Genomic DNA, 10147 nt, shown 5'->3' on the forward strand with positions numbered 1-10147 from the left:
CTCAAAATACTTCAATTTGCGATACTTTCTTACCGAATACGAGAAATATTTCTGTGCGCCGTATTGAAGAAGACTGGACAAAAAAGCCGCGCTAAAGCCACTTTTTTGTCCAGTCTGGCTTTCATCTCAGGGAACTAATCACTCTTCCGAAACTCTAACATTCAGTGAGTCATGAAACCTGATTGAAAAGGAGTGCGCTCGTGAACATTTTAAACCATACCATCAAGCTGTTAACTGCATTAATCATAACGACGAGTTTCTGCGTCAAAGCTGATATCACAGAACAAGAAAAAGAGCCCTACTTGAGCGCCGGGCTGGTCGACTATGATATTAAGTACCTCATAGAAGTGGGAACCACACCAGAAGAAGTCCTACTTTTTGCTCAAGAAGCCCCAATGGTCAGCCCATATGATATTCACCGTTTTACCCAACGCAACATCACTTCGGATATAGTTGCATCGTTTCATCCCAGGGTAGCGGGTGACGAGATTTTTATAGAAAAGATTCTCAAGGCGGGATTAACACCCCAAACGGCCAATCGCTACGTCGAGGCCGATATTGATTCAGCCACCCGTATTATCGCTTACGCTAAATATGGAATACCTTCTGATCTCGCGGGCAGCTTAAATAAAAACGGCATCTCTGTCTTGACTGACTTTGCGCATACTAACCTTCAGGAAGCGTTCGAACACGGGCTAACGACAGAAGATTTGCCCAGATACAAGGGACTCACCGGATCAGCCTATGATTTAAAAAAACTCTATTTTTCAAAAGTGCCTGCTGATTTTCTTCATGAAGCCGTGAGTAAAAACATAAGACTGGAAGATGCGACTTCTCTCTACTTCCGCGGCATTGACCTGGACACCTACCCATCTCTAATCTCTGACCAACAGACTTGTGCTGCCTACCCCACAACCCACCTTGAGTTTGAGTACTTGGGTAATCTTGTAGACTACCACAGTAAAAAAGAGCCTATTCCACTTCCAAAAGCTCTATTTTTCCGGCTTAACACACTATTTACATACGATACCATGGACTATTTTTCAACGAACGATCAGGAGGAGATTTTCAAGTACGTTGAAGACATAGTCAAACAGACAACAAAAAAACCAACGATTTATAGTTTGCTCTACCTGACAGCACTGATTGTCACACAAAAGCTTCACTACGCAAAAGTAGATGAAGGCGAGCTGAAGCTGACTTTCTCAAAAGAACGTCCGATAGTTGAATTTTGGCGGAGAGGGATTGGCGACTGTGATAAATACACGGTATTGGGGATGGTTGTTTTTAATCAACTGAAACAACTGTTTCCTGACGTACTGGCAAATGTTTACCTGACCGATAAGTTGTTTTCAACATGTAAAAACCATGCTTGGAACACCGTCGTCATTGCCGAAGAAGATCGCCTGATTTTCACATACATTGACATAACAAGGTTCGATAGTGATATCGATAGTCCAAAGGTTGGTTTTTGGGAGTTTCTAATAGTGAAGCAAATGCTAAAGAACCCGTTCAGAAACAAAAACGAAGGACTGGGAGCCATGATCACAGAGCTCTTTGACCATCAATACTTTCTTGGCGAATACGAGAAATATTTCTGTACGCCATAGATGAAGAAGGCTACACAAAAAAAGTGGCGCTAATGCCACTTTTTTATTTTCAATCTGGCAAACTGATCAGGACGACATATCGTCAAAGAACTTCTTAACCCCTTCAAAGAAGGACGTTTTCTTGGGAGACTGGCGATGTTCACCTTCTGCGACAAAGGTTTCCTTCAACTCTTGCATCAGCTCTTTCTGACGTTCGGTCAGATGCACGGGTGTTTCTACCACCACACGACACATCAGGTCACCGCGACTGCCGCCACGAACTGGCGTGACACCTTTATCGCGGAGACGGAACAACTTGCCAGTCTGGGTTTCTTTTGGAATCTTGAGTTTTACCCGGCCGTCGAGGGTCGGAACTTCCAGCTCGCCACCCAGGGCGGCATCAACAAAGGTAATGGGCACTTCACAGTATAGGTGTTTGCCATCACGCTGGAAGATCGGATGGTCTACCACGCTGACCTGAACATAGAGATCTCCGGCTGGACCACCATTGACGCCTGCTTCACCTTCACCCGCCAGACGAATACGATCACCGGTATCGACACCGGCAGGAATCTTAACAGACAGCGTCTTATATTCCTGAACCCGACCTTCACCATGACACTCACGACAAGGGTCTTTAATCATCTTGCCAGTACCGTGACAGTCAGGACAGGTCTGCTGAACAGAGAAAAAGCCCTGTTGCATACGCACCTGACCCACACCACCACAAGTGCTACAAGTCACAGGAGAAGTCCCTTTTTTGGCACCTGTACCATCACAGGACTTACAACCGACCAGAGAAGGAATCTTGATTTTCTTGGTAGTACCCTTAACCGCCTCTTCCAGACTCAGTTCCAGTTGATAGCGCAGATCAGCACCGCGCTGAACGGAGCTTCGGGAATGACCACCACCGCCAAAGATATCACCAAAAACATCACCGAAGACGTCACCAAAGCCGCCAGCGCCACCAAAGCCACCAGCACCACCCATACCGCCCATGTTAGGATCGACACCGGCATGACCGTACTGGTCGTAGGCGGCACGCTTCTGATCGTCAGAGAGGATTTCAAAAGCCTCGTTGACTTCCTTGAAATTCTCTTCCGCTTCTTTGTCATCGGGGTTACGGTCAGGGTGGAACTTCATAGCCATACGGCGATAGGCCTTCTTGATCTCCTTGTCAGAGGCCCCCTTTTCTACGCCCAGTACTTCGTAAAAATCACGTTTTGCCATTAGTAACACCCTGTGGTCAGGTTCCGTCAGATCACCTGACCGAAATAATCCAAATCGCTTTCATACATCGGGAACGATCCCGATTTATTGAATCAGAGACTGTTTGGAAAATCGGCGAAACCTTTCAGACAGTCTCTTAAACACAACAGCGCGGGAGAAAGCTCCCGCGCCGCCAAATCAACTCATACCGCAGCGCGGAATGGGCTTACTTCTTGTCATCTTTCACTTCTTCGAACTCGGCGTCTACGGCGTCATCCGCAGCGGAAGAAGATTCAGCCTCCTGTGCACCTTCAGCGCCGGGTTGCTGGGCTTCTGCATACATCTTCTGAACCAGACCAGCAGAAGCTTCAGAGAGAGCCTTGGATTTCTCTTCGATGAGATCCTTGTCGTCCCCCTTCAGAGCCTCTTCCAGAGCAGTCAAAGCTTCGTTGATCGCACTCTTCTCTTCTTCCGTTGCCTTATCACCGGCTTCTTCCAGAGTCTTGCGCGTCGCATGTACCAGACCATCACCCGTGTTACGGACAGCCGCCAGTTCTTCGAACTTCTTGTCTTCAGCCGCGTTTGCTTCAGCGTCCTGAACCATTTGATCGATTTCATCGTCAGACAGGCCGGAAGACGCTTTGATCACGATAGACTGCTCTTTACCAGTAGCCTTGTCTTTGGCAGAAACGTTGAGGATACCGTTAGCATCCAGGTCAAAGCTGACCTCAATCTGAGGCATGCCACGTGGAGCCGGTGGAATGTCAGACAGGTCAAAACGCCCCAGTGACTTGTTGGCAGATGCCTGTTTGCGCTCACCCTGGCAGACATGAATGGTTACAGCACTCTGGTTGTCATCAGCAGTAGAGAACACCTGCGACTTCTTGGTCGGAATCGTGGTGTTCTTTTCGATCAGTGCCGTCATAACGCCACCCATGGTTTCGATACCCAGAGTCAGCGGAGTGACGTCCAGCAACAGTACGTCTTTAACGTCGCCAGCCAACACCGCACCCTGGATGGAAGCACCCATAGCAACCGCCTCGTCAGGGTTCACGTCTTTACGAGGCTCCTTGCCGAAGAACTCAGCCACCTTTTCCTGAACCATTGGCATACGGGTCTGACCGCCTACCAGAATGACTTCGTCGATATCAGACAGATCCAGATCAGAATCCTTTACCGCCAGTCGGCATGGCTCCAGAGAGCGCTGAACCAGATCTTCTACCAGGGACTCCAGCTTGGAACGGGTTACTTTAACGTTCAGGTGCTTAGGACCAGTTGCATCGGCAGTGATGTAAGGCAGGTTAACATCCGTCTGCTGAGCAGAAGACAGCTCGATCTTGGCTTTTTCAGCGGCTTCTTTCAGACGCTGCATGGCCAGAGGATCACCTTTGAGGTCGATGCCCTGATCTTTTTTGAACTCTTCAGCCAGGTAGTCGATCATACGCATGTCGAAGTCTTCACCACCCAGGAAAGTGTCACCGTTGGTGGCCAGTACTTCGAACTGGTGCTCGCCGTCGACATCAGCAATCTCGATAATAGAGATATCAAAAGTACCACCACCCAGGTCGTATACGGCAATGGTCTGATCACCTTGCTTCTTGTCCATGCCATAGGCCAGGGCAGCAGCAGTGGGCTCGTTAATGATACGTTTAACGTCCAGACCGGCGATACGACCAGCATCTTTGGTCGCCTGACGCTGTGCATCGTTGAAGTAAGCGGGTACGGTAACCACCGCTTCAGTAACAGATTCGCCCAGATAGTCTTCAGCGGTCTTCTTCATTTTCTTCAGGATTTCAGCAGAAATCTGAGGTGGTGCTTTTTTGTCACCTTTAACTTCAACCCATGCGTCGCCGTTGTCAGCTTCAACAATCTTGTAAGGAACCATCTGAATGTCTTTCTGGACCACATCGTCTTTGAAACGGCGACCGATCAGGCGCTTGATGGCAAACAGGGTATTATCAGGGTTGGTAACGGCCTGACGCTTGGCTGGCTGCCCTACCAGAGTCTCACCATCGTCTGTGAAGGCGATGATGGAAGGCGTGGTACGACCGCCTTCAGCATTTTCTAAAACCTTGGCTTTTTCACCATCCAGAATGGATACACAAGAGTTGGTGGTTCCCAGATCAATACCGATTATTTTACCCATTGTTCAATCTCTCCATTGCCCTGCTTGCAGAGCGAAATTCTTTAGTTCAATTCTGTAATTCAATTCTTCAGCTGAGGGCCGCTTGCCAATAAGTGGTGAGCGGCTGTTTTTGGCCTTTGAAATCAATATGGGATCAATTGATTTGATTTCAAGGCTGTTGAAACATTCTTTTTTTGAATATTCCTCAACAAAATCACCTATTTGGAAACGACGACCATGGCTGGACGAATCAGACGGCCATTCAGCTTGTAACCTTTCTGAAAGACATCAATCACGGTGTTGGCTTCAACATCGGGATTCGGAACCATGGACATAGCCTGATGGAAATTCGGGTCAAAAGGCTGTCCGTTCGGATCTTCCTGCTCCACCCCAAAGCGCCCCAGTGCATCCAGAAACTGCTTCAGTGTTAGCTTCATGCCTTCTATAAGAGCTTCGTGGGCTCCTTCTGCCTGTTCAGCGCTTTCTATTCCTTTTTCCAGGCTATCAACCACTGGAATCAGCGCATCAACAAATTTTTCCAAGGCAAACTTATGAGCCTTTTCAACATCCTGCTCAGCGCGACGCTTGATGTTCTGCATCTCAGCAGCAGCGCGCAGAGTCTGATCTTTCGCTTTGGCCAGCTCTTCGTTCAGCGCTTCCAGCTGACTCTCAAGGCCGTCGGTCAGATCACCTTCACTGTCCAGCTCAACACCACCTTCTTCGTTCAGCAAGTTTTCTTCTGCCTGCTGTTCGGTGGCTTCTTCCATTTCCTGCTCATCAGGTTTGCTGTTTTCTACTGTCATTCCAGAATCTCCGACCGGGAGTCAAATCGTTTGATGAAACGTATATTGGGTCACGAAATCTGGATTCAAGACCTGCAAACAGTTTTTTTAACGCAACCGATCATTTCGCAAAACACTGATCTGCAGAACAAAATCACAACATGCTCTGGTCTCAATCTGGTCGTAATCAGAGTATTTTTTTTAGCTCCAACTTTACGAATGTCTCACATCAGGTTACTGTATATATAAACAGTCACGCTACACTAGCGGGTATTCATCATGCTGACCCAATTGTCCATCAGCAACTTTGCCATCGTTGACCAGCTGGATCTGGACATCCAATCCGGAATGACTGTGATTACCGGCGAGACCGGTGCTGGCAAGTCCATCATGCTGGATGCACTGGGTCTGGCCACGGGTGACAGAACCGACAGTCATTGCGTTCGTCAAGGCACGGACAAAGCTGAAATACAGGCTTCTTTTGATATCAGTCATTGCTCTGCGGCCAAAGCGTGGCTCCGGGAAAAAGATCTGACCAGTGATGATGAGTGCATCCTCCGCAGAGTCATTACCAAAGAAGGACGGTCCCGTGCCTATATCAATGGAACACTCTCTCCCCTTGCCGATCTTCGGGGCATTGGTGAGCGGTTAATTGATATTCACGGCCAGCATGAAAGCCAGTCGTTACTGAAAAAAAACAGCCATCGACTGCTACTGGATGATTATGCCGGTCTACAAAAACTAGCCTCCGAAGTGGCTTGCATTGCTCATCAGTTCAACCAGACGCATCATGAGCTGAATACACTGGCCCATAACCGCAAAGAACAGAATGAAAGAGTTCAACTGCTCAGCTATCAACTTCAGGAACTTGAACAATTGTCACTTCAGGAAGGAGAACTGGAACAGCTTGAGCTAGAACTCAGACAGTTATCCCATGCTGAAAGCACTCTTTCGGTTTGTCATGAGATCAACACTATTTGCTCCGACAATGAGACCGGCAACATTCTCCAGCAACTGTCTGTCTGTCTGCAGCGTCTGGGCGATCTGGACATGGATCACCCAGCCATCAGCAACACATTGGAGATGATGTCCTCTGCCCAGATTCAGGTCGAGGAAGCGGTAGGGGAAATCAATCACTTCATTGATCATTTTGATGCTGATCCGGCCAGAATGCAGGATGTGGATGAACGTCTCAGCGCTATATACGACCTTGCGAGAAAGCACAGGGTTCAGCCCGAAGCGTTATTGGAAAAACAAAACACCCTCAGCTCTGAGCTGGAGAGCATCCAGTTCGGCGATGAACGAGTTGAAGCGTTACAACAAAAACTGATCGAATTGAAATCCGAGTTTCAGAACCAAAGCGAAAAACTATCCGGAAAACGTCAATCTGCAGCCAGACAGCTTGAGAAAAAAGTCACCATGCGTATGGCCTTGCTGGGCTTGCCCCACGGACAGTTCGTCATTGCCCTGACACCGGTAGAGAGCAGCACTCTCTCACCCAATGGTGCTGAAGACATCGAATTCCTGGTAACGACCAACCCGGGTCAGCCACCCAGAGCATTAACCAAAGTAGCTTCTGGTGGTGAACTGTCCAGAATCAGTCTGGCCATTCAAGTGATAACCGCTCAAACCTCTCATATCCCCAGTATGATCTTTGACGAAGTGGATGTCGGCATTGGCGGTGGAACTGCGGAAATCGTCGGAGCCATGCTCAGGGAGCTGGGGGAAAGAAGTCAGGTAATTTGTGTCACCCATCAGCCTCAGGTGGCGTCACAGGGGCATCAGCATTGGCACGTTAGCAAGAAGGTCCGCAATGCCAAAACCTCCACCGAGATTGTCGGCCTGAATGGCGATCGTCGTGTTAAAGAGGTCGCTCGAATGCTGGGTGGAGTCGAAATGACCGAGTCCACGCTCAACCACGCAAAAGAGATGCTTAGCCTGACCCATTCAAGGTCCGCAGCCTGAAATCACCTCTGCAGTTCCTTGATGAGTAATCCCATTCCTTTGGCCAGTTCCCTTATGGCTTTGGGTGCATATTCTATTTCAACCCAACGCTCATCCTTATCGGGGTACAAAATCCAGCAACGCTGCTCAATGCTGGAACAGTCTGATTCCAAAGTATGACCAACGCCGTATACTACCAGGGTATTATTGTTTCTGACCAGTCCCTGCTCCAGTTGCTGATAGCGAGTCACCACCAACTCACCTTCCCGGTTGGCCTTTACAGAATATTTTATGGATGATTTTCTGGCCCCATCTTTGATAGCGTTTGCCTTGAGCAGGCTGTTCAAATAGGACTCCAGCACAAGATCGGCCACGGCCGGATCAAAATTCTGCTGCATCTGCTCAACAAATGATTGAGGTGCTTCGGCTGGTTGCAGTTCCATTACCTTCTGCGCCTGAACCGCAAAAGGAAATAAAAGCAAGCTTGTAAGGGTAAGTATTTTCATTATTATTCGACTGTTCCACTGTCACTTAAGATATTAATATCGAATAGTCAGTGGGAGACTTCAAGCATTTCCTTCAGTAGCTGAGAGCCAGTCAGTGCTGCTGGTCTGGCGTCACCCTCATTACTTCTTCGATGGTTGTTAATCCTGTTGCGACTTTCTGAGCTCCGGAAAGACGAAGACTGTACATACCTTCCTTAATAGATTGGCGACGAAGACTCTCTATATCGGCATTCTCTGCCAGCATATCCTTCAAAGGTTGAGACATAGGCATTAACTCATAAACACCCGCTCGCCCCCTGTAGCCGGTATCCCGACATTCCACACAACCCACAGGTTGAAAGATCTGCGCTGGTGCAGGAACTGACCAGGGGCGAGTGAGGGATTTCCAACCGGATTTGTCGAATTTTACTGACTGTTTGCAGGAAGGACACAAAACTCTGACTAGCCTCTGAGCCATAACACCCAGAACCGTAGCTTTGATGAGATAGTGGGGAACACCAATCTCCAGCAGACGGGTTATTGCGGACGGTGCGTCATTAGTGTGCAGAGTGGAAAGCACCAGATGACCGGTCAGTGCCGCCTGAATCGCCATTTCAGCGGTTTCAAGATCCCGAATCTCCCCCACCATAATAATATCCGGGTCCTGACGTAGAAGTGCACGCAGACCGCTGGCAAACGTCAGATCAATGTTATGCTGGACCTGCATCTGGTTGAAGCTGGATTCCACCATTTCAATAGGATCTTCAATGGTACAGACATTCACCTGATCGGTGGCCAAAGTTTTCAGAGTCGAATAGAGCGTGGTGGTTTTACCTGAGCCGGTAGGGCCTGTGACCAAAACAATCCCATTGGGCTGCGCAGTCATATGAGTCCAGCGACGTTCGTCTTCTCTGGAAAAGCCCAGTTCTCGAAATCCTTTGACCAGAACATCCGGATCAAAGATCCGCATCACCAGTTTTTCCCCGAACGCAGTCGGCAAGGTTGAAAGCCGCAGTTCGACTTCATTGCCATCCGGGTTGCGGGTTTTGAGCCGACCATCCTGAGGCTTTCTTTTCTCTGCCACATTCATTCGACCGAGAATCTTCAGACGACTGGTCACGGCAGTAGCCACTTTGGCCGGCATCTGATAGATAAGGTGCAACACCCCATCAATTCGAAAACGCAGATGAGTCTGCTCTCGCCTGGGTTCAACATGGATATCACTGGCCCGCTGCTCAAAGGCGTACTGGAGCAGCCAATCCACAATATTGACAATGTGCTGGTCATTGGCGTCCGGAGCTTTCATATTGCCCAGCTCAAGCATCTGCTCAAAGCTGTTCAGCTGAGTGGACTGAACGCCATTCTGTTCATTAGCGCCCAGAACAGAACGTGCCAGTCGATAAAACTCCGAGGTGTATCTTCGGATATCAGTCGGACTGGCAACAACTCGCCGGATTTCCTTGCGGTTAGTATGCCTGAGATTATCCTCCCAACCGCTGTGCCAGGGTTGCGCTGAAGCGATAACAATCTCATCAGCCGTGACTTCTACCGCCAGAATTTGGTGTCGTAAAGCATAAGCGTGAGACATGACCGGAGTAATGGCCGTGGCATCGATTTTCAATGGGTCAATATGAAAATATTCCTGACCTGACAGATTCGCCAGCCAGAGCATCAACGTATCGAGATCGAGAGAGCCGCCTTTGCGGGCATCTTTCAGCGCCTGTGAGGCAATGTACTCCAGAGGGTGAAGCTTAAGTTGATCAGCATTGCGATGACGAGCCAATATTTCATCAGCTGCAGGTGGCCTGAGCCGACCCGTCTGAACCAGATCAGAGACCACCGTCTGCAGATCCAGAAGGAGTTCTCTGTTCTTGAGTGAAGCCCTGAATTTATTGGCGTTTGACTTCGGCTCCCGGACACTGGGCACTGTTGTTTCCTTCTTACCTTGAAAAATTTTCCATCTAGCAGCCTGTCGGACTTAAGCGTCCGTAGCGAGGATTGCAAGAAATTGAG

The 10147-nt window shown here is 48.8% G+C and carries 7 protein-coding genes; 2 read left to right on the forward strand and 5 right to left on the reverse strand.

The genetic code is table 11. The features are described 5' to 3' along the window. Positions 1 to 200: 200 nt before the first annotated feature. On the forward strand, positions 201 to 1610 hold the full coding sequence (locus tag KDK19_RS04190; protein ID WP_257252984.1) for a hypothetical protein: 1410 nt from the start codon (positions 201 to 203) through the stop codon (positions 1608 to 1610). Between the two features lie 66 nt (positions 1611 to 1676). On the opposite strand, the gene dnaJ is transcribed toward KDK19_RS04190, so the two are convergent. From dnaJ to grpE, 3 genes are all read right to left on the reverse strand, one after another. Then, the gene (gene dnaJ, locus KDK19_RS04195) at positions 1677 to 2819 is read right to left on the reverse strand and encodes a molecular chaperone DnaJ (RefSeq protein ID WP_257252985.1); all 1143 of its coding nucleotides are present in this window, start codon (positions 2817 to 2819) and stop codon (positions 1677 to 1679) included. Positions 2820 to 3024: 205 nt separating this feature from the next. Then, positions 3025 to 4944, reverse strand: coding sequence for a molecular chaperone DnaK (gene dnaK, locus KDK19_RS04200; RefSeq protein ID WP_257252986.1), 1920 nt, complete (start codon positions 4942 to 4944; stop codon positions 3025 to 3027). A gap of 197 nt (positions 4945 to 5141) precedes the next feature. Continuing rightward, on the reverse strand, positions 5142 to 5726 hold the full coding sequence (gene grpE, locus KDK19_RS04205) for a nucleotide exchange factor GrpE (protein ID WP_257252987.1): 585 nt from the start codon (positions 5724 to 5726) through the stop codon (positions 5142 to 5144). Positions 5727 to 5984: 258 nt separating this feature from the next. Here grpE and recN point away from each other — a divergent pair, with 258 nt between their 5' ends. Beyond that, entirely contained in the window at positions 5985 to 7670 is a 1686-nt protein-coding gene (recN, locus tag KDK19_RS04210; RefSeq protein ID WP_257291389.1) for a DNA repair protein RecN, read from the forward strand. A gap of 2 nt (positions 7671 to 7672) precedes the next feature. Here the strand turns inward: recN and KDK19_RS04215 are convergent, their stop codons facing one another. After that, positions 7673 to 8092 carry a hypothetical protein gene (locus KDK19_RS04215; RefSeq protein ID WP_257275014.1) on the reverse strand — a complete coding sequence of 140 codons (420 nt, stop codon included), beginning with the start codon at positions 8090 to 8092 and terminating at the stop codon, positions 7673 to 7675. Positions 8093 to 8246: 154 nt separating this feature from the next. Further along, positions 8247 to 9974 (reverse strand): GspE/PulE family protein, encoded by a 1728-nt coding sequence (locus KDK19_RS04220; protein ID WP_257252992.1) that lies wholly within the window; start codon positions 9972 to 9974, stop codon positions 8247 to 8249. Between the last annotated feature and the right edge of the window lie 173 nt (positions 9975 to 10147).

Source organism: Endozoicomonas sp. ONNA1 (assembly GCF_024606325.1).
In the GTDB taxonomy this organism is placed as follows: domain Bacteria; phylum Pseudomonadota; class Gammaproteobacteria; order Pseudomonadales; family Endozoicomonadaceae; genus Endozoicomonas_A.